The sequence below is a fragment of the Citrobacter sp. MGH103 genome, assembly GCF_001034475.2.
Lineage (GTDB): Bacteria > Pseudomonadota > Gammaproteobacteria > Enterobacterales > Enterobacteriaceae > Citrobacter > Citrobacter freundii.
In genome coordinates, this window is the sequence record NZ_CP073043.1 from 464764 (window position 1) to 485568 (window position 20805).

The 20805-nt window shown below is 53.9% G+C and carries 16 protein-coding genes; 7 read left to right on the top strand and 9 right to left on the bottom strand.

Translation table 11 applies throughout. The annotated features are described in order from the left end of the window. Positions 1-67: 67 nt before the first annotated feature. From SK33_RS02300 to nanQ, 3 genes are all read left to right on the top strand, one after another. The gene (locus SK33_RS02300; RefSeq protein ID WP_003025119.1) at positions 68-1558 is read left to right on the top strand and encodes an MFS transporter; all 1491 of its coding nucleotides are present in this window, start codon (positions 68-70) and stop codon (positions 1556-1558) included. A gap of 106 nt (positions 1559-1664) precedes the next feature. Continuing rightward, complete coding sequence (gene nanK, locus SK33_RS02305; protein ID WP_048218728.1) at positions 1665-2534, top strand: N-acetylmannosamine kinase; 870 nt, start codon at positions 1665-1667, stop codon at positions 2532-2534. 2 nt (positions 2535-2536) lie between these two features. Next, positions 2537-3004 carry an N-acetylneuraminate anomerase gene (gene nanQ, locus SK33_RS02310; protein ID WP_003025108.1) on the top strand — a complete coding sequence of 156 codons (468 nt, stop codon included), beginning with the start codon at positions 2537-2539 and terminating at the stop codon, positions 3002-3004. A gap of 58 nt (positions 3005-3062) precedes the next feature. Here the strand turns inward: nanQ and SK33_RS02315 are convergent, their stop codons facing one another. The 5 genes from SK33_RS02315 to gltB all read right to left on the bottom strand — a co-directional run bounded on the left by SK33_RS02315 (position 3063) and on the right by gltB (position 12894). Next, a complete protein-coding gene (locus SK33_RS02315; protein ID WP_048218726.1) occupies positions 3063-4343 on the bottom strand; it encodes a cytosine deaminase in 1281 nt (426 codons plus the stop codon). Then, on the bottom strand, positions 4333-5583 hold the full coding sequence (gene codB, locus SK33_RS02320) for a cytosine permease (RefSeq protein WP_003844832.1): 1251 nt from the start codon (positions 5581-5583) through the stop codon (positions 4333-4335). The genes SK33_RS02315 and codB overlap by 11 nt, the downstream gene beginning before the upstream one ends. A gap of 137 nt (positions 5584-5720) precedes the next feature. Continuing rightward, positions 5721-6803 carry a PDDEXK nuclease domain-containing protein gene (locus SK33_RS02325; protein WP_003025099.1) on the bottom strand — a complete coding sequence of 361 codons (1083 nt, stop codon included), beginning with the start codon at positions 6801-6803 and terminating at the stop codon, positions 5721-5723. Positions 6804-7002: 199 nt separating this feature from the next. Then, on the bottom strand, positions 7003-8421 hold the full coding sequence (locus SK33_RS02330) for a glutamate synthase small subunit (RefSeq protein WP_003025096.1): 1419 nt from the start codon (positions 8419-8421) through the stop codon (positions 7003-7005). A 12-nt stretch (positions 8422-8433) separates the two neighbouring features. Next, positions 8434-12894 carry a glutamate synthase large subunit gene (gene gltB / locus SK33_RS02335; RefSeq protein WP_016151061.1) on the bottom strand — a complete coding sequence of 1487 codons (4461 nt, stop codon included), beginning with the start codon at positions 12892-12894 and terminating at the stop codon, positions 8434-8436. 684 nt (positions 12895-13578) lie between these two features. On the opposite strand from gltB, the gene SK33_RS02340 reads away from it, so the two are divergent. From SK33_RS02340 to mtgA, 4 genes are all read left to right on the top strand, one after another. After that, positions 13579-14508, top strand: coding sequence for a TIGR01212 family radical SAM protein (locus SK33_RS02340; RefSeq protein WP_003839924.1), 930 nt, complete (start codon positions 13579-13581; stop codon positions 14506-14508). Between the two features lie 195 nt (positions 14509-14703). Next, positions 14704-17040: an aerobic respiration two-component sensor histidine kinase ArcB gene (gene arcB, locus SK33_RS02345; protein ID WP_003844840.1), complete on the top strand. Its 2337-nt coding sequence runs from the start codon at positions 14704-14706 to the stop codon at positions 17038-17040. A 229-nt stretch (positions 17041-17269) separates the two neighbouring features. After that, the gene (gene elbB, locus SK33_RS02350; RefSeq protein ID WP_003025088.1) at positions 17270-17923 is read left to right on the top strand and encodes an isoprenoid biosynthesis glyoxalase ElbB; all 654 of its coding nucleotides are present in this window, start codon (positions 17270-17272) and stop codon (positions 17921-17923) included. Continuing rightward, positions 17920-18639: a monofunctional biosynthetic peptidoglycan transglycosylase gene (gene mtgA / locus SK33_RS02355; protein ID WP_003025087.1), complete on the top strand. Its 720-nt coding sequence runs from the start codon at positions 17920-17922 to the stop codon at positions 18637-18639. Before elbB ends, mtgA begins: the two co-directional genes overlap by 4 nt. 130 nt (positions 18640-18769) lie before the next feature. On the opposite strand, the gene npr is transcribed toward mtgA, so the two are convergent. The 4 genes from npr to hpf all read right to left on the bottom strand — a co-directional run bounded on the left by npr (position 18770) and on the right by hpf (position 20801). Beyond that, positions 18770-19042, bottom strand: a complete 273-nt coding sequence (npr, locus tag SK33_RS02360; protein WP_003025086.1) for a PTS phosphocarrier protein NPr — start codon at positions 19040-19042, stop codon at positions 18770-18772. Then, entirely contained in the window at positions 19039-19893 is an 855-nt protein-coding gene (rapZ, locus tag SK33_RS02365) for an RNase adapter RapZ (RefSeq protein ID WP_003025085.1), read from the bottom strand. The genes npr and rapZ overlap by 4 nt, the downstream gene beginning before the upstream one ends. Before the next feature lie 45 nt (positions 19894-19938). After that, entirely contained in the window at positions 19939-20430 is a 492-nt protein-coding gene (ptsN, locus tag SK33_RS02370; protein WP_003025083.1) for a PTS IIA-like nitrogen regulatory protein PtsN, read from the bottom strand. 83 nt (positions 20431-20513) lie between these two features. After that, a complete protein-coding gene (gene hpf, locus SK33_RS02375) occupies positions 20514-20801 on the bottom strand; it encodes a ribosome hibernation promoting factor (protein WP_003025078.1) in 288 nt (95 codons plus the stop codon). Positions 20802-20805 lie beyond the last annotated feature (4 nt).

The following is a 20805-nucleotide window of genomic DNA, read 5'->3' on the forward strand; positions in this document are numbered from 1 at the left end:
TCGACCGTAAGCCGGGTAAGGCAAAGCCACCACCCGGCACAACAACAAAGATCGTCGGGAGAGTAAAATGAGTACTTCTACCCAGAGCATCCCGTGGTATCGCCATCTCAATCGGGCACAATGGCGGGCATTTTCCGCCGCCTGGCTGGGATATTTGCTTGATGGTTTTGATTTTGTGTTAATCGCCCTTGTGCTGACAGAAGTGCAGGGCGAATTCGGACTGACGACGGTGCAGGCCGCCAGCCTGATCTCGGCCGCCTTTATCTCCCGTTGGTTTGGCGGGTTAATGCTGGGGGCAATGGGCGACCGTTACGGACGCCGTCTGGCAATGGTCACCAGCATCATTCTGTTCTCCGTGGGGACGCTGGCCTGCGGCTTCGCGCCGGGCTACACCACCATGTTTATCGCCCGTCTGGTTATCGGTATGGGAATGGCGGGTGAGTACGGCTCCAGTGCAACCTATGTTATTGAAAGTTGGCCTAAACACCTGCGAAATAAAGCCAGTGGCTTCCTGATTTCCGGCTTTTCCGTTGGCGCGGTGATCGCCGCGCAGGTCTATAGCCTGGTGGTTCCGGTCTGGGGATGGCGCGCGCTGTTCTTCATCGGCATTCTGCCAATTATCTTCGCCCTCTGGCTGCGTAAAAATATTCCGGAAGCGGAAGACTGGAAAGAGAAACACGAAGGCAAAGCGCCAGTGCGCACGATGGTGGATATTCTCTACCGGGGCGAGCATCGGGTAATTAATATTCTGATGACGATCGCCGCTGCAACCGCGCTGTGGTTCTGCTTTGCTGGCGACCTGCAAAATGCGGCTATCGTGGCGGTCCTCGGCCTGATATGTGCGTTTATTTTCATTAGCTTTATGGTGCAAAGCAGCGGGAAGCGCTGGCCGACGGGCGTCATGCTGATGGTGGTCGTACTATTCGCCTTCCTGTACTCGTGGCCGATTCAGGCATTGTTGCCAACCTATCTGAAAACCGAACTGCTGTACGATCCTTCCACGGTGGCCAGAGTGCTCTTCTTTAGCGGTTTTGGTGCGGCGGTCGGTTGTTGCGTCGGCGGTTTTCTTGGCGACTGGCTGGGCACGCGTAAAGCCTATGTCTGCAGTTTGCTGGCCTCGCAGTTGCTGATTATTCCGGTGTTTGCGATAGGCGGTTCAAACGTCTGGGTACTGGGTTTGCTGCTGTTTTTCCAGCAAATGCTCGGCCAGGGGATCTCCGGGATCTTACCAAAACTGATTGGCGGCTATTTCGATACCGACCAGCGTGCGGCGGGCCTGGGCTTCACCTATAACGTGGGCGCGCTGGGTGGGGCTCTGGCACCGATCATCGGCGCGCTGATTGCCCAACGTCTGGATCTGGGCACCGCGCTGGGATCGCTCTCTTTCGGTCTGACATTTGTGGTGATCCTGCTGATTGGTCTCGATATGCCGTCTCGCGTACAGCGCTGGCTGCGTCCTGAAGCGTTACGTACGCATGATGCCATTGATGGCCGACCGTTTAGCGGGGCTGTGCCGTTCGGCGGTGACAAAAGCACCATGGTGAAATCCAAAAGTTAATCCCATTGCCCGGTGTTGAACCGGGCAATTAGCGTAAGGGAAGAAGTATGTCGTTACTTGAGCAACGGGATAAAAAGCGTATCACCGCGATGCAGAAGGCGGTGTCATGACCACATTGGCAATGGATATCGGCGGTACCAAACTGGCTGCCGCGCTGTTAGACAGTAATCTGCAAATTCGCGAGCGGCGTGAATTGCCGACGCCCGCCAGCAAAACGCCGGAGGCGCTGCGCGCTGCGCTACAAGCACTGGTTGCACCGCTACAGGGGCGTGCTAATCGGGTGGCGATCGCCTCGACGGGGATTATCCGTGAGGGGGCTTTACTGGCGCTGAATCCGCATAACCTTGGCGGGTTGATGCATTTTCCGCTAACACAAACGCTGGAACAAATCACCGGCCTGCCGACGCTGGCAGTCAATGACGCACAGGCGGCGGCCTGGGCGGAATACCACGCTATGGCAGATGGGATAAGCGACATGGTGTTTATCACCGTGTCGACAGGCGTCGGCGGCGGCGTGATCAGCAACGGCAAGTTACTCACCGGGTCTGGTGGTCTGGCTGGGCACTTAGGACATACGCTGGCGGATCCCAATGGACCGGCCTGCGGCTGCGGACGTGTGGGCTGCGTCGAGGTGATTGCTTCCGGTCGAGGGATCGCGGCTGCAGCCGAAGGTACGCTTGCTGGATGCGACGCCAAAACCATTTTTAGCCGCGCCGGGCAAGGAGATGAGCAGGCAAGCAGGTTGATCCATCGCTCGGCGCGTACTTTGGCAAGGCTTATCGGCGATGTGAAGGCCACGACCGATTGCCAGATTGTGGTGATTGGCGGCAGCGTTGGGCTGGCTGAAGGATATCTGGCGCTGGTGGAACATTATCTGGCACAAGAGCCCTTGGCCTATCACGTGGAATTACTGGCGGCGCATTACCGCCATGACGCTGGATTACTGGGGGCCGCGCTGTTGGCCCAGGGAGAATGATGATGATATCAGATGAGTTGCGTTCACTGCCTTCTGCCGGATTACATCCGGTCTTACAGCAGGCATTAACGCTTGCCATTGCGGCGAATCCGCAGGAGAAAACGCCAGGGCGCTACGCGTTGCAGGGCGATACTATTTTTATGAATGTCATGCAGTTTGCGACGCAGAGCCCAGAGCAAAAGAAAGCGGAACTGCATCAGCAGTACATTGATATTCAGGTGCTGTTGTCCGGCGAAGAACGCATTCTGTTCGGGATGACCGATTCTGCTCGCCAGTGCGATGAGATGCATGTTGAGGATGACTATCAGCTGTGCAGCGAGATTGCCGATGAGCAGGCGATCGTACTGAAACCGGGAAGATTTGCGATTTTTATGCCGGGCGAGCCGCATAAACCGGGCTGTATGGTGGGGGGGCCGGGGGAAATCAAAAAGGTCGTGATCAAGGTGCGCGCCAGCTTATTACAAGCCTGACGATGAGAGACCGTGTCGGATGGCAAGGCTTGCGCCATCCGACACTGGATAGAACAACTTAGCGCTTAAACGTCACCGCTTCCGGCTGCGCCAGATGCAGCGTGGTCTGGCTTGGCACTGTCTCAGCAATGACTCGCCCGTGACGAATGGAATAACGTGCAGGCGTCTGGCGACGAACTGCGTCAAACCCATTTTCTGCCGCTAAAATCACCAGATTTCCGGAGTTTCCCACGTTCAGACCGTAATCCTGCAGGTGCAGGGTTTTCGCACTGTGGGTGGTAACCAGGTTCAGCCCATCGTTGATCTGTCCGTATCCCATCAGTTGACACACATGTAATCCCATATGCAGTACCTGCAGCATATTGGCGGTGCCCAGCGGATACCACGGGTCGAAGACGTCATCATGGCCGAAGCAGACGTTGATCTCCGCTTCCAGCATCTCTTTGACGCGCGTTACGCCGCGACGTTTAGGATACGTATCAAAGCGCCCTTGCAGGTGAATATTTACCAGTGGGTTCGCGACAAAGTTAATGCCGGACATTTTCAACAGGCGAAAGAGGCGGGAAGCATACGCGCCGTTATAGGAATGCATTGCCGTGGTATGGCTGGCGGTCACGCGTTCGCCCATATTGTCACGATGCGCCAGCGCCGCGACGGTTTCAACAAAGCGTGACTGCTCATCGTCAATTTCGTCGCAGTGCACATCGATAAGCCGATCGTATTTCTGCGCCAGAGCGAAAATTTTGTGCAGAGACTCAACGCCATATTCACGCGTAAATTCAAAGTGGGGGATCGCGCCAATGACGTCTGCGCCCAAACGCACGGCTTCCTCTAATAGCGCTTCACCGTTGGGGTAAGAAAGAATGCCCTCTTGCGGGAAGGCGACAATTTGCAGCTCTACCCACGGCGCGACTTCTTGCTTCACCTCCAGCATGGCTTTCAGTGCAGTCAGCGTCGGATCGGAAACGTCAACGTGCGTGCGGACATACTGGATGCCGTTGGCCATCTGCCACTTCAGCGTCTGCATGGCGCGCGCTTTGACGTCTTCGTGCGTGAGCATTGCCTTACGTTCGGCCCAACGCTCAATGCCTTCAAATAACGTACCAGACTGGTTCCAGCTCGGCTCGCCTGCGGTTTGCGTGGTGTCCAGATGGATATGTGGCTCAACGAACGGTGGAATGGCCAGGCCGCCTTCGGCATCAAGCACTTCGCCCTGCGGAAACGTGGCGGTGTCCTGTGGCTCAATCCGGCTGAAGCGCCCGTTTTCAATCGTGAGCTGCCACAATCCTTCGCGTGCCTGTAAACGTGCCTGACGAAGGGTGATGTTATTATTCTGCATGGCTGACCTCTGGTGATTTAGCAAGGCTGCGATTAAAAAGTGGATTCAGCAGGATATAGCTGAATACGCCGCCAAGTACGGCGTTGACGGGCACAATACCGGGAATATAGTGACCTGCGGCAATGCCCAATGCAACGGACAGGATCGCTATCCAGTTTACGGAAATAAATTGCGCTTTGCTGAAGTCGGCATAGCGACGATGGTTCAGCAGATAGTCGGCGATGATCACCCCGCCAATCGGAGGAATTGCTGCCGACAGAAAAGTCAGCCAACCGACAAAGTTATTGTAAAGCCATAGCGCGCACAATGTGCCGATAATACCGTTAGCCACCGACAGCGTACGGCTGGAAAGGCCGGTAATATTGGCAAATCCCAGACCTGAGGCATACAGCGCATTGTCGTTAGTCGTCCAGATGTTCAGACCGAGCACTACAATCGCGGGCAGCAGCAGTCCCTGGGCAATCATCACGTCAGAGATATCCGCCTGTCCAACGGCAGCCGCGCCCGCAGCGCCGAAGATGAACATCAAGGAGTTGCCAAGGAAAAACGCCACCATGGCAATCAGCACCGCGCCTTTGGCGTTGCGACCAAAGCGAACGAAGTCGGCGGTTAATGTTCCTGCGCTGACAAACGAACCGACCACCAGCGCCAGGGCGGTGGAGAAATTCAGCGGCGTCTGCGGCACTATCGCTTTTAAATGGTCTAAACCGCCGACATCACTCACCGCCAGCCAGACGGAGTAGCTGCCAAGAACGACGATGGCAGGCACGGCGATGATAGATAAAACGGTCAGCGCCGAGATGCCAAAAAAGATGGTCAGGGTCATCAACAGACCGGAAACCGCAATCAGGATATTGACGTCAATTCCTGTCGCTTTGCCCACCGGGATAGCAAACATAGCCACACCCACGCCAAACCAGCCTACCTGCGTACCGCCTAACAACAGTGAGGGAAGCCATGAACCTTTCAAACCAAATGAGTAACGCGCCAGAAGGTGGGTTGAGAGCCCTGTTTTTGCGCCGATAAAACCGAGAAATGCAGTGTAAATACCGAGGAGAAGATTACCGAAGAGAACTGCCAGGAAGAAATCATTATAGGAAAGACCGGTACCGAGTGTGCCACCGGTCCACATACTGGCGGAAAAAAATGTAAGCCCCAACATGACAAATGTTAGTGGAACCACGCCTTTCCGCGCCGCCAGAGGGACGGGGCCTTGGCTATAATTGTTGTCCTGCGACACAACGCCTCCATGAATTTTGCCCAAAAAATCCGCCGCATAATATACAGTTCTCAGAATAAAGCAAACGATTACGTATAATCTTTACATGGTTATTATTTATGGTGTTGATGATTGCGTTGATTTTCCTTGGTCGACAGTTAACCCGCGTCTGTGAGTTGAGTTCCCAGCATGGTTTGTGAACGAATGAGCTCGTCTGCAAGTAATTTTTCATCAGGTAGCTGTACTTTGTACTCGCTCGCCTGGATGGTATTCGGTAGGCCGTTCAACGCGTAGTGCGCTTCCCCCGCCCCTTTTCCTGCGCACAGAATCAGCCCGACTGGCGGATTTTCCCCCGGTATCGTCCAATGTTCTTTGGCATAGTTCAGATACATATTCATCTGCCCGGCATCCGCATAGCTGAATTTGCCTACTTTTAGATCAACGAGCAACAGGCAGCGTAAACGACGATGAAAGAACAGCAGATCGACGCGGAACCAGTTATCGTCAATGCGCAATCGACGCTGACGGCCAACAAAAGCAAAATCGTCGCCGAGCTCCAGCATAAAGTCCATCAGGTGATTGATCAGCGCCTCTTCAAGATCCGATTCTGAATACTCATCCTTGAGGCCAAGAAACTCCAGAATGAACGGATCGCGGATGGCCTTTTCAGGCAAGACTTCAGGCTCCGTCGGGACTGCCTTCTGCAACATGGCGGATTTGTCGCGGGACAACAGCGTCCGCTCATAAAACTGAGTGGCAATTTGTCGATTGAGCTGCCGTACTGACCAGCCGTTACGGAGAGTCTCTTTCTCATAAAAAGTGCGGGCATCGGCATTTTTAACAGACAAGAGGCGGACATACGCCGACCAGGGTAGTGGGAATGTTTTGGCGAGTTGTATGAGATTTTGAGATTCACCAGACAGTGTCTGCTGAATCTCAATTTGTTGAAAATAAAGATAAAACATACGCATTTGCCGTATGTTTACCATGGAAAACCCCCGTTTATAGCGTTGGTTTAGATCCACTGACAGCCGTTCAATAAGCTGAGCGCCATAGGCTGCCCGGGATTCACCACCTTGCTCAAATTCAACAATTCGTCGACCAATTTCCCAGTAGGTCGCCGTCATTAGTGCATTGATACTACGGACAGTTTCTGTCCGCGCGGTGTCCAGTAGTCGAACAATTCCGTTATGGATTTGCTGATAGTCATCTGCATCCTGAAGTGACGTCGGCGTGGTCATACTTCATCCCTTTCGTGAAAGTTACGGTGTAAAAATATTCCGCGATCAATACGCCCGGGTGCTGAAGTGGTCAATCCACGTTCTACTAATTACAAAGAATTGCAGTCTTAATTGCGAGTAGCTTTCAAAGAATGGTGGAGAAATACGGAGAAAAAAAGCCCCTGTCGACAAACGTGAACAGGGGCCAGAGAAGGCTCTTTTACACTTCCAGATAATTCAGAATCCCGTCTGCCGCTTTACGACCTTCGGCAATCGCGGTGACCACCAGATCCGAACCGCGTACGATGTCGCCGCCTGCGAAGATTTTCGGGTTGCTGGTCTGGAAAGCGTTGTCGCTACGTTCCGGGGCAATAATGCGCCCCTGTGAATCCAGCTCGACGCTGTGCTCTTTCAACCATTCCATGCTGTGTGGGCGGAAACCAAACGCCAGGACCACGGCATCAGCCGGAACAACGTGCTCGGAGCCAGCGACGATCTCCGCACGGCGACGTCCCTTCGCATCCGGTTCGCCCATTTCAGTGCGCGCCATTTTCACGCCGCACACTTTCCCGTTGGCATTCACTTCCACACCTAAAGGCTGGACGTTGAACTGGAACTCGACGCCTTCTTCGCGCGCGTTTTTCACTTCGCGTTTCGAACCCGGCATGTTCTCTTCATCACGACGATAGGCGCAGATAACGTGTGATGCTTCCTGACGTACGGAGGTGCGCACGCAGTCCATCGCGGTATCGCCACCGCCGAGCACGACGACACGTTTGCCTTCCATGCTGATGTATGGCTCATTGCTGCTTTCGCCAAAGCCCATCAATTGTTTGGTATTGGCAATCAGGAACGGCAGGGCATCAAACACGCCATCAGCGTCTTCGTTTTCCAGCCCGCCGCGCATCGACTGATAGGTTCCTACGCCAAGGAACACGGCGTCGTAATCCTTCAGCAAATCGTTGAGCTGTACGTCACGGCCTACTTCCACGTTCAGTTTGAACTCAATGCCCATGCCGGTGAAGATTTCACGGCGACGGGTCATGACCTCTTTTTCCAGCTTGAAGGCTGGGATACCGAAGGTCAGCAAGCCGCCGATTTCCGGGTGACGGTCAAATACCACCGCCTTTACGCCGTTGCGGGTCAGCACATCAGCACAGGCCAGGCCCGCTGGCCCCGCACCGATAATCGCCACGCGCTTGTCCGTCTGGCGAACGCCGGTCATATCCGGACGCCAGCCCATCTCGAACGCTTTATCGTTGATATAGCGCTCGATGTTGCCAATGGTTACCGCGCCAAACTCATCGTTCAGCGTACAGGATCCTTCACACAGTCGATCCTGCGGGCATACACGGCCACAGACTTCCGGCAAGGTGTTGGTCTGGTGCGAAAGCTCTGCCGCTTCAAAAATACGTCCCTCATTCGCCAACTTCAGCCAGTTCGGGATGTAGTTATGCACCGGGCACTTCCACTCGCAGTACGGGTTACCGCAGGACAGGCAGCGATCTGCCTGTGCTTTGGCTTGGCCTTCGGAAAACGGCTCGTAAATCTCGATAAACTCGATCTTGCGGATCTTCAGCGGCTTCTTCGGCGGATCAACACGCTGCAGGTCGATAAATTGGTATACGTTCTGACTCATTGCTGCTACCCCTTACTGCGCCTGCACACGCAGCTCTGCTGCGCTACGACTACGGTGACCCAACAGTGCTTTCACATCACTGGATTTTGGTTTTACCAGCGCGAATTTCGCCGAGAATGCTGGCCAGTTCGCCAGGATCTCTTCGCCGTGAGAAGAGCCGGTATGCTGTACGTGCTCGGTAATCAGGCCACGCAGGTGCTCTTCGTGGATCGCCAGCGAGTCCACGCTCAGCACTTCGACCAGTTCCGGGTTTACGCGTTTGCGGAATTCACCGTCTTCGTCGAGCACGTAGGCGAATCCGCCGGTCATGCCCGCGCCAAAGTTAACGCCGGTTTTGCCGAGAATACAGACGATGCCGCCGGTCATGTATTCACAGCCGTTGTCGCCAATACCTTCAACCACGGTGATTGCGCCGGAGTTACGTACTGCAAAGCGCTCACCCGCACGACCCGCAGCAAACAGGCGACCACCGGTGGCGCCATACAGGCAGGTGTTACCGATGATGCTCGCTTCATGGCTACGGAAAGCAGAGCCAACCGGAGGACGCACTGCCAGCAGACCACCCGCCATGCCTTTACCGACATAGTCGTTGGCATCGCCGGTCAGATACAGCTCCACGCCGCCCGCGTTCCACACGCCAAAGCTCTGGCCTGCAGTACCGCTGAAGTGCGCTTTGATCGGGTCAGACGCCAGCCCCTGATCGCCATGCGTCTGAGCGATATAGCCCGACAGCGATGCGCCGACGGAACGGTCGGTGTTGCGGATATCGAACCAGAAGGTTTTGCTCTGGCGCTCGTCGACGAACGGCTTCGCCTGCTGCAACAGCTGGGCGTTCAGCACGCCATTATCAAACGGCGGGTTGTTCTCGGTGCAATGCAGCGCTTTACCAGGATGCGGTTCGGCGGTTTCCAGCAGACGAGACAGCTCCAGCTTCTGCTGCTTGGCGGTGAAGCCATCCAGCTCTTTGAGCAGGTCGGTGCGACCAATCAGATCCACCAGGCGGGTAACGCCCAGCGAGGCCATCAGCTCGCGCACTTCACGGGCGATAAATTCAAAGTAGTTGGTCACTTTAAACGGCAGGCCGTGATAGTGGTTCTTACGCAGTTTCTCATCCTGAGTTGCAACACCGGTTGCGCAGTTGTTCAGGTGGCAAATACGCAGATATTTACAGCCCAGCGCCACCATCGGGCCGGTACCGAAGCCAAAGCTTTCTGCACCCAGAATTGCCGCTTTAATGATATCGACGCCGGTTTTCAGACCGCCATCGACCTGCAGACGAATCTTGTGACGCAGACCGTTAGCCACCAGCGCCTGCTGGGTTTCCACCAGGCCGAGTTCCCACGGGCAGCCCGCATATTTCACTGATGAGAGCGGGCTTGCGCCAGTGCCGCCATCGTAGCCAGCAATGGTGATCAGATCCGCATAGGCTTTCGCTACGCCAGTGGCGATGGTACCAACGCCTGGTTCGGAAACCAGCTTCACCGAGATCATCGCCTTCGGGTTGACCTGTTTGAGGTCGAAAATCAGCTGCGCTAAATCCTCGATAGAGTAGATATCGTGGTGCGGCGGCGGGGAGATCAGCGTCACGCCCGGTACGGAATAGCGTAGTTTGGCGATGTACGGGGTGACTTTATCACCCGGTAACTGACCACCTTCGCCAGGTTTCGCGCCCTGAGCGACTTTAATCTGAATGACATCGGCATTGACCAGGTATGCCGGGGTTACGCCAAAGCGACCGGAAGCAACCTGCTTAATCCGTGACACTTTATTGGTGCCATAGCGCGCCGGGTCTTCGCCGCCTTCACCGGAGTTCGAATTGCCGCCGATGCTGTTCATGGCTTCGGCCAGCGCTTCGTGTGCTTCCGGGCTTAATGCGCCGATAGACATGGCGGCGGTATCAAAGCGTTTAAACAGTTCGGTCGCGGGTTCTACTTCGCTAATGCTTACGGCTTCATCGCCAGGCGTAATCGCCAGCAGATCGCGCAGCGTGGCCGCCGGACGCTCATTAACCAGCTTGGCGTATTCCTGATAGTCGCTGTACTCGCCGCTTTGTACCGCCTGCTGCAGAGTGCGTACCACGTCCGGGTTGTAGGCGTGGTATTCGCCGCCATGGACGTACTTCAGCAAACCGCCCTGGCTGATAGGTTTACGCGCCAGCCATGCATGTTTGGAGAGGTTCAGCAGATCCTGCTGGAAGTCGGTAAACCCTGCACCGCTAATACGGCTGACCACGCCCTGGAAGCACAACGCAACCACATCATCGTGCAGACCAACGGCTTCAAACAGCTTCGAGCAGCGGTAGGAGGCAATGGTCGAGATGCCCATCTTGGACATGATTTTGTACAGACCTTTGTTGATGCCGTTACGGTAGTTCAGCATCACGGTTCGGTAATCTTTGGCAATCGCCTGAGTGTCGATCAGACGTCCCAATGTTTCATACGCGAGATACGGATAGATTGCCGTCGCGCCAAAACCGAGCAGGACGGCAAAATGGTGCGGATCGCGGGCACTGGCGGTTTCAACGATGATGTTGGCGTCGCAGCGCAGGCTTTGTTCTACCAGACGCGTTTGCACTGCGCCCACGGCCATCGGCGCCGGAACCGGCAGACGATTTTTAGCGATGTTGCGGTCAGAGAGTACCAGCAGTACCGTGCCGTTGCGCACCATCTGTTCCGCCTTATCGCACAATGCTTTGACGGTCTCTTCGAGCGTAGTTTCGGTCGCGTCGAAGGTGATATCCAGACGGTCAGCGCGATAATGCTCCTCTTTCATGGTGGTAAGCTGGGTGAAATCGGAGTACAGCAGGATCGGCGATTTAAAGCTCAGGCGGTGTGCCTGACCTTCGGCTTCGCAGAAGACGTTCATCTCACGACCGATGCTGGTGGCCAGCGACATAACGTGCGCTTCACGCAGCGGATCGATCGGCGGGTTAGTCACCTGCGCGAACTGCTGGCGGAAGTAGTCATAAATGATGCGCGGCTGGCTGGAGAGTACGGCAAACGGGGTATCGTCACCCATTGAACCGACCGCTTCCTGGCCATTTTCGCCGAGCACGCGGATCACGGAATCCAGCTCTTCAGCGCTGTAGTTAAACTGTTTCTGATAGCTGGCGAGGGTATCATCGTCGAGTTCACGGCTGCCGACCTGATCGTCAGCCAGGTCTTCGAACGGTACCAGGCGGCGGACGTTTTTCTCCATCCACTCTTTGTATGGGTGACGGCTTTTCAGGTCATCATCGGTTTCGGCGGAGTGGAGAATGCGCCCGCTGCGGGTATCGATAACCATCAGCTCGCCAGGGCCGACGCGGCCTTTCTCTACCACTTCATCCGGCTGATAATCCCAGATCCCGACTTCAGAGGCGCAGGTAATCAGCTTGTCTTTGGTGATGACGTAGCGTGCCGGACGCAAGCCGTTACGGTCAAGGTTACAGGCGGCAAAGCGGCCGTCGGACATGACGATGCCCGCCGGGCCGTCCCACGGTTCCATGTGCATGGAGTTAAAGTCAAAGAACGCGCGCAGCTCCGGATCCATATCCGGGTTGTTCTGCCATGCCGGTGGAACCAGTAAGCGCATTGCACGGATGATGTCCATCCCGCCTGCCAGCAGCAGTTCCAGCATGTTGTCCATCGAACTGGAGTCTGAGCCGGTTTCGTTAACAAACGGCGCGGCGTCGTGCAGATCCGGGATCAACGGGGTCTGGAACTTATAGGTACGGGCGCGCGCCCATTGGCGGTTGCCGGTGATGGTGTTGATTTCACCGTTGTGCGCCAGATAGCGGAACGGCTGCGCCAGCGGCCAACGCGGTACGGTGTTGGTAGAGAAGCGCTGGTGGAACAGGCAGATGGCCGATTCCAGACGCAGGTCTGCCAGGTCCAGGTAGAAGCGCGGCAGATCCGCCGGCATACACAGACCTTTATAGATATTGACCAGATTCGACAAGCTACAGACGTAGAAATCTTTGTCTTGCAGGAGGCGTTTTTCGATACGACGACGCGCGATGAACAGGCGACGCTCCATATCACGCGGACGCCAGCCCGCAGGGGCGTTAACAAAAATTTGCTCGATACGAGGCAGGGAGGAGAGCGCAATTTCACCGAGAACACCTTCGTTGGTCGGCACGTCGCGCCAGCCGACAATCGACAGGGTCTCCTGCTGTAATTCTTCTTCAACAATGCGACGAGAAGCCGCAGCCAGTTCAGGGTCTTTATTTAAAAAGATCATGCCGACGGCGTAGTTTTTGGCTAAACGCCAGCCGCGCTCTTGCGCCACGATGCGGAAAAAGCGGTCAGGTTTTTGTAACAGCAGGCCGCAACCATCGCCGGTTTTTCCATCGGCAAGAATTGCGCCACGGTGCTGCATACGGGCCAGTGCGTGTATGGCGGTACGCACTACCTTGTGGCTAGGTTCGCCTTCTATGTGGGCGATCAGGCCGAAACCACAGTTATCCCTCTCAAGGGATTTATCGTACAACATATCAGTGAACCTCCCCAGGCTCTGAGGGATTCCCATCTGGACCGTTGCGCACGGGCACACCAAGAGCATGGCGACGGGGTTTGCGTGTCATACGCTTACCTCGCATTCGCCCTCTTTATCCTTTTCGCACAGGTCAAACAAGTTTGAGGACTTGCTTCAGAGGGAATCTCAATTACTGCATAAATATGATGAGCAGACTGCTCATCCAGAAAGCTTCCAGCGGATTTCCAAGTTATCGGGAATCCACACACAGGTCAAATGGCAATCTTATTTATGCATAAATGTGCTATAGGGCAATTAACTTTATGAAAATGTTGAAATAAAAGGATTTTTTACATTGATTTAACCTAAGAGGAATCCCCCTGGAAGTGTGATCTGTCTCACTGTCAGAAAGGCTGGATATCCCTCGTCCTCCCTTTATTTATCGAGATGACTGGCATTTTATGCTGGTTTTTAGAGTTCAGGCGTCTTAAAGATACTGTTTTTACGCTCAGAGTATAAGAAGATAAAAAAAACCGCTGAATATAAGGAAAAGTAATTAGATTTTGAGTGAATGAAATTTCAATTATTTTGATTTGTTATGCAATAAATAAAGGCTCGCCAGGGCGATTGATCCAGGTCATCGCCGACTGGGGCAAAAAATGGCAGGCTTTGGCCTCTTTTCAAGGCGCGGTCTACCAGATTATGCAGTTACAGAAATTAGTCAATATGTTTGGTGGGGATCTTTCTCGCCGTTATGGGCAAAAGGTTCATAAACTCACGCTGCACGGCGGCTTTAGCTGTCCAAATCGTGATGGCACCATCGGACGTGGCGGATGTACTTTCTGTAATGTCGCCTCGTTTGCCGATGAAACTCAGCAGCATCATTCCATTGCCGAGCAACTTGAGCATCAGGCGCAGTTGGTCAATCGCGCCAGACGCTATCTGGCCTATTTCCAGGCCTATACCAGCACCTTTGCTGAAGTACAGGTGCTGCGTTCGATGTATCAGCAGGCGGTCAGCCAGGCCAGTATCGTCGGGTTATGCGTTGGGACGCGCCCCGACTGCGTGCCGGATGCGGTACTCGATCTGCTTTGCGAGTATAAAGACCTGGGTTATGAGGTATGGCTGGAACTTGGTCTGCAAACCGCACATGACAAAACCCTGCACCGTATTAACCGCGGTCATGATTTTGCCTGCTACCAGAACACCACGCGGCTGGCGCGTGAACGCGGGCTGAAAGTATGTTCGCACCTGATTGTCGGTCTGCCGGGAGAAGGGCAGGCAGAATGCCTGCAAACCATGGAACGTGTGGTGGAGACGGGTGTCGACGGTATTAAGCTGCATCCGCTGCATATTGTGAAAGGCAGTACGATGGCGAAAGCCTGGGAAGCTGGGCGGCTGAACGGAATTGAACTGGACGATTATACGGTTACCGCCGGGGAGATGATCCGCCATACGCCGCCAGAGGTGATTTATCATCGCATTTCCGCCAGCGCGCGTCGCCCAACGCTGTTAGCACCGCTATGGTGTGAAAATCGCTGGACTGGGATGGTTGAACTGGATAAGTACCTTAACGAGCACGGCGTGCAAGGCTCGGCGCTGGGTACGCCATGGGTGCAGCCGGGGATCTAACCCTCATAGGCCGGATAAGGCAAAGCCGACATCCGGCAATCTGCGCCTGCTTGCCTGATGGCGCTTCGCTTATCAGGCCTACGATTAACCTCTCTACGGTCATTTCACTGATAACCTCCGCATTTCTTGCACATTCTCAAACGTCACGCCAAGAATTGAGTATTATTGTGCCAAGTTGTCGTGAAGGAACCCTCTATGAAGCAAATCCGTATGCTGGCGCAATATTACGTCGACCTAATGATGAAGTTGGGTCTGGTGCGCTTTTCGCTGCTGTTGGCGCTGGCTCTGGTCGTGTTGGCAATTGTGGTGCAGATGGCTGTCACCATGGTGCTGCATGGCCAGGTAGAAAGCATTGATGTTATCCGTTCTATCTTTTTTGGTCTGTTAATTACCCCTTGGGCTGTCTATTTCCTGTCAGTGGTGGTGGAGCAACTGGAAGAGTCCCGGCAACGCCTGTCACGACTGGTACAAAAGCTGGAAGAGATGCGCGAGCGCGATCTCAAGCTCAATGTGCAATTGAAAGATAATATAGCCCAGCTCAATCAGGAAATTGTTGAGCGCGAAAAAGCCGAAGCGGAGCGCCAGGAAACGTTCGAGCAACTGAAGGTTGAAATCAAAGAGCGCGAAGAAGCGCAGATCCAGCTCGAGCAACAGTCTTCCTTTTTACGCTCTTTCCTTGATGCCTCGCCGGATCTGGTTTTTTATCGCAATGAAGATAAAGAATTTTCCGGCTGTAACCGTGCCATGGAACTGCTGACTGGCAAAAGCGAAAAGCAGCTGGTGAACTTAAAACCGGCTGACGTTTACTCTCCTGAAGCGGCTGAAAAGGTAATTGAAACCGACGAGAAGGTATTCCGTCATAACGTCTCACTCACCTACGAACAGTGGCTGGACTACCCGGACGGGCGCAAAGCCTGCTTTGAAATTCGTAAAGTGCCGTACTATGACCGCGTAGGTAAGCGACATGGCCTGATGGGCTTTGGGCGCGATATTACCGAGCGTAAGCGCTATCAGGACGCGCTTGAACGTGCCAGCCGTGATAAGACCACCTTCATTTCCACCATCAGCCACGAGCTGCGCACTCCGCTTAACGGCATTGTCGGCTTAAGCCGGATCCTGTTGGATACAGACCTGACCGCTGAGCAGGAAAAATACCTGAAAACCATCCATGTCTCTGCCGTGACGCTGGGGAATATTTTCAACGATATCATAGATATGGATAAGATGGAGCGACGTAAAGTCCAGCTCGATAACCAGCCTGTTGATTTCACCAGCTTTATGGCGGATCTGGAAAACCTTTCTGGCCTGCAGGCGCAGCAAAAAGGGCTGCGTTTTGTACTTGAGCCAACATTACCGCTACCGCATAAGGTCATTACCGACGGCACGCGTTTGCGCCAGATTCTGTGGAATCTGATCAGCAACGCCGTGAAGTTCACTCAGCAGGGACAGGTGACCGTGCGGGCGCGCTATGACCAGGGCGATATGCTGCATTTCGAGGTTGAAGATTCTGGGATCGGCATTCCGCAGGATGAGCAGGATAAAATCTTCGCCATGTATTATCAGGTGAAGGACAGTAACGGCGGTAAACCGGCCACAGGAACCGGGATTGGTTTGGCCGTGTCGAAGCGTCTGGCGAAAAATATGGGCGGCGATATTACGGTTTCCAGCCAGGCAGGTAAAGGCTCCATCTTTACGCTGACCGTACATGCGCCTGCGGTAGCGGAAGAGATTGAAGACGCCTTTGAAGACGATGACATGCCGCTGCCAGCCCTGAATGTGCTGCTGGTGGAAGACATTGAACTAAACGTTATTGTTGCGCGTTCCGTGCTGGAAAAATTAGGCAACAGCGTGGATGTCGCGATGACCGGGAAAGCCGCGCTGGAAATGTTTAAGCCGGGTGAATATGACCTGGTGCTGCTGGATATTCAGCTACCGGATATGACCGGTCTGGATATCTCGCGGGAGCTCACGCAAAAATACGCTCGTGAGGACCTTCCGCCGCTGGTTGCACTCACCGCCAACGTACTGAAAGATAAAAAAGAGTATTTGGACGCGGGAATGGATGACGTGCTGAGTAAGCCGCTGTCGGTTCCGGCGCTAACCGCCATGATCAAAAAATACTGGGATACCAGAAACGAAGAGGAGAGCACTGTGACATCTGAAGAAAGCAGTAAATCGCAAGCGCTGTTAGATATTCCTATGTTGGAACAATACCTCGAGCTGGTGGGACCGAAGTTAATTACCGACGGGCTGGCGGTGTTTGAGAAGATGATGCCGGGATATTTGAGCGTGTTGGAGTCCAACTTGACCGCACGGGATAAAAAAGGCGTGGTTGAGGAAGGTCATAAAATTAAAGGCGCAGCAGGTTCAGTGGGGCTGCGTCACCTGCAACAGTTAGGTCAGCAAATCCAGTCGCCGGACCTTCCCGCCTGGGAAGATAACGTTGCTGAATGGATTGAAGAGATGAAGCAGGAGTGGCAGCACGACGTGGCGGTATTAAAAGCCTGGGTGGCGAGCGTGGAAAAAAAATGACCCCGGCTTGACCGGGGTGCGCGAATACTGCGCCAACACCAGGGAAATCGTGGCTGCGCCGTAAATTATTATCATTGTTTACAAGGGCGCAGCCCTAATTTTCAGGCCGCACGCAGTTAAGATAGCAAATCTTAAATAATTTGTTACATGAATCAGTTAAATGTGTGAAGCGTAGCATTTAAATCATAATAACTAATATGTTTCAGCCAGTTGAGAAAGGAGTATCACGATGAAAAAAGTGGGTGTAGTGCTCAGCGGATGCGGCGTGTATGACGGTGCAGAGATCCATGAAACTGTTCTCACGCTTCTGGCCATTGCCCGCAACGGCGCTCAGGCCGTCTGCTTTGCTCCGGATAAACAGCAAGCGGATGTGATTAATCATCTGACCGGCGAGCCGATGCTGGAAACGCGTAATGTACTGATTGAAGCCGCACGTATAACACGCGGTGAAATTCGCCCGCTCGCTCAGGCAGTCTCAACGGAACTGGATGCGTTGATCGTGCCGGGTGGGTTTGGTGCGGCCAAAAATCTGAGCAATTTTGCCAGTCAGGGCAGCGAATGCCGGGTTGACAGCGATTTAGCCGCGCTGGCGGTGGCTATGCATCAGGCGGGTAAGCCGCTGGGATTTATGTGCATTGCGCCCGCTATGTTACCTAAAATTTTTGATTTCCCTCTGCGTCTGACCATTGGTACTGATATCGATACGGCAGAGGTGCTGGAAGAGATGGGCGCTGAGCATGTGCCTTGTCCGGTTGATGACATTGTCGTCGATGAGGACAACAAAATTGTCACCACGCCCGCCTATATGCTGGCGCAGGATATCGCTCAGGCTGCGAGTGGCATCGATAAACTGGTATCACGTGTGCTGGTGCTGGCTGAATGAGAACAGGAGTTACCGCCTTTCTGCGACGTATCTTTCTGCGGGCGGTCATTGTCCTCGGCGTATTCTGGGGCGGAGGCATCGCACTTTTCAGCGTGATGCCTGTACCTTTCTCGGCGGTGATGGTTGAACGGCAACTGGGAGCATGGCTGTCCGGTGATTTTGGTTATGTGGCGCACTCAGACTGGGTGAGCATGGACGAGATCTCACCGTGGATGGGACTGGCCGTCATTGCCGCGGAGGACCAGAAGTTTCCCGAGCACTGGGGATTCGATGTCTCCGCCATAGAGAAAGCGCTGGCGCACAATGAACGCAATGAAAACCGTATTCGCGGGGCGTCGACGTTATCGCAACAGACGGCGAAAAATCTCTTTCTGTGGGATGGGCGTAGCTGGGTACGTAAAGGTCTTGAAGCCGGGCTAACGCTGGGTATGGAAACCGTCTGGAGCAAGAAACGTATTCTGACCGTTTACCTGAATATCGCTGAGTTTGGCGATGGGGTTTTCGGCGTGGAGGCGGCGGCGCAGCGCTATTTCCATAAACCTGCCAGTCGGTTGAGTCTGTCTGAAGCGGCCTTGCTGGCGGCGGTATTACCCAATCCTTTGCGTTTTAAAGCGAATGCGCCTTCTGGTTATGTGCGTAGCCGTCAGGCGTGGATCATGCGTCAAATGCGCCAGTTAGGCGGTGAGTCGTTTATGCGGGAAAATAAGCTATATTAATTGCTGCTGTCGCTGTTTTTGTAGGCCTGATTTAAGTGCAGCGCATCAGACACAATACGACACAATGGCATTGCCGGATACGGCGTAAACGCCTTATCCGACCTACTGGCTACGTGTTAAAACCACTTGACTAATCTTCATCAAAACCTGAATTAAACAGGGCAACCACTGCGGCAAGGGCTTCAACTTCCTGCGGACCCGTGGCTTCAACTTCTATCTGACGCCCTTTGGCTGAATCCAGCATCAGCAGAGCGATAACGCTGTTGGCCTCGGCTTCCGTTCCTTCATCATTACGCAGCAAAACTTCTGCTTCGAAACCCTGCATCAATTCAAACAGTTTCATAGCTGGACGGGCATGCATGCCCAGCTTATTAGTGATTTCAACGGTTTGCTTCACGGTCATGATTTACGTTTTTCCAGCGTACGATGGCGTGACTGCACGTTTTTACCGCGTGAGCGGAAGTAGTCTGCCAGCTGCTCTGCAATATACACCGAACGGTGCTTCCCGCCGGTACAACCGATGGCTACGGTGAGGTAGCTGCGGTTGTTGGTCTCCAGCATGGGTAACCATAGCTCAAGATAGCTGCGCGTCTGGTAGATAAAATTGTGTACTTCTGTGTGCCTGTCGAGGAACGCGGCGACGGGGCGGTCAAGACCGGTCATTGGGCGCAGCTTCGGATCCCAGTGCGGGTTAGGCAGGAAGCGCACGTCAAAGACGTAATCCGCATCAATCGGGATACCGTGTTTGAAGCCAAAGGATTCGAAAACCATCGTCAATTCACGTTCACGTTTGCCCAACAGTCGGGTACGCAACATTTCCGCCAGTTCGTGCACGGACATTTCGGAGGTATCAACGATCAGGTCAGCGCGAGAGCGCAAAGGCTCAAGCAAATCGCTTTCCTTATCGATAGCGCTTTCCAGAGACAAGTTCTTGCTGGAGAGTGGGTGCAGGCGACGCGTGTCACTGTAGCGACGAATCAGCGTGTTACGGTCAGCATCAAGGAACAGCAGCTGTGGTGAGAAGCCTTCAGGCAGATTGTTCATTGCCTGCTCGAAAATCTCCGGGGACTCAGGCATGTTGCGCACATCAATGCTGACGGCCGCAGAAATCTGGCGATCGGCCAGAGTACGAGCCAGATCGGGCAACAGCACTACGGGAAGGTTATCCACGCAGTAAAAACCCATATCTTCCAGCGCACGCAGAGCGACAGATTTACCTGACCCTGAACGGCCGCTGACGATCATCAGTACCATGTACTGTTTCTCCTCACAACGACAAAAAAGGATGCCATTGGGTTGTTATGCTTCATCCTGTCCACCTTCGGTGTCCGTGATGATTTGATACAACTCCTGGTCACTCTGTGCGGCGCGCAGACGACGACAGATGGTTTTATCCGCCAGACGTTTTGCGACCAGTGACAACGTATGCAAATGCGTCTTGGTTTGGTCCGCCGGAACCAGCAGGGCGAACAGCAGATCGACTGGCTGATTATCAATAGCGTCGAAGGCGATAGGCGTTTCAAGTTGCACAAACACACCAACCGCGCGCATCGTGTCTTCTTCCAGCTTTCCATGCGGGATAGCAATACCATTACCGATGCCGGTACTGCCCATTTTTTCACGCGTCAGAATGGCCTCAAATACCACCTGAGAAGGCAAGCTGAGCTGTTTTGCCGCCAGTTCACTGATGATTTCCAGTGCGCGTTTCTTGCTTTGGCAGTGAACGCCTGCGCGTGTACATTCCTGGTTAAGAACAGTGCTCAGTTGTAGAGTCGTATCGTTATTTGTCATAATTTCACCTAAGCGCTAACTGTACAAATGGCCCGTTGTGCTACACAACAGGCCGTCCTGCACCCGCTAACTGCCCGGACAAGTTAGTGCTGTTTCAGTTTATCTTTATGTTTTGTTAACTGCCGAGCCAGTTTATCAATTAAACCGTCAATGGCGGCGTACATATCCTGACCTTCCGCGCTGGCATGAATTTCGCCACCGTTCACATGCAGCGTTGCATCCGAGATATGTGTAACCTTCTCCACTTTCAACACAATATAGACCTGATTAATCCGGTCGAAATATTGTTCAAGCTTGGCAAATTTTGTATTAACAAAATCGCGCAGGGCTTCAGTGATTTCGACGTTGTTTCCAGTGATGTTGAGCTGCATAGTG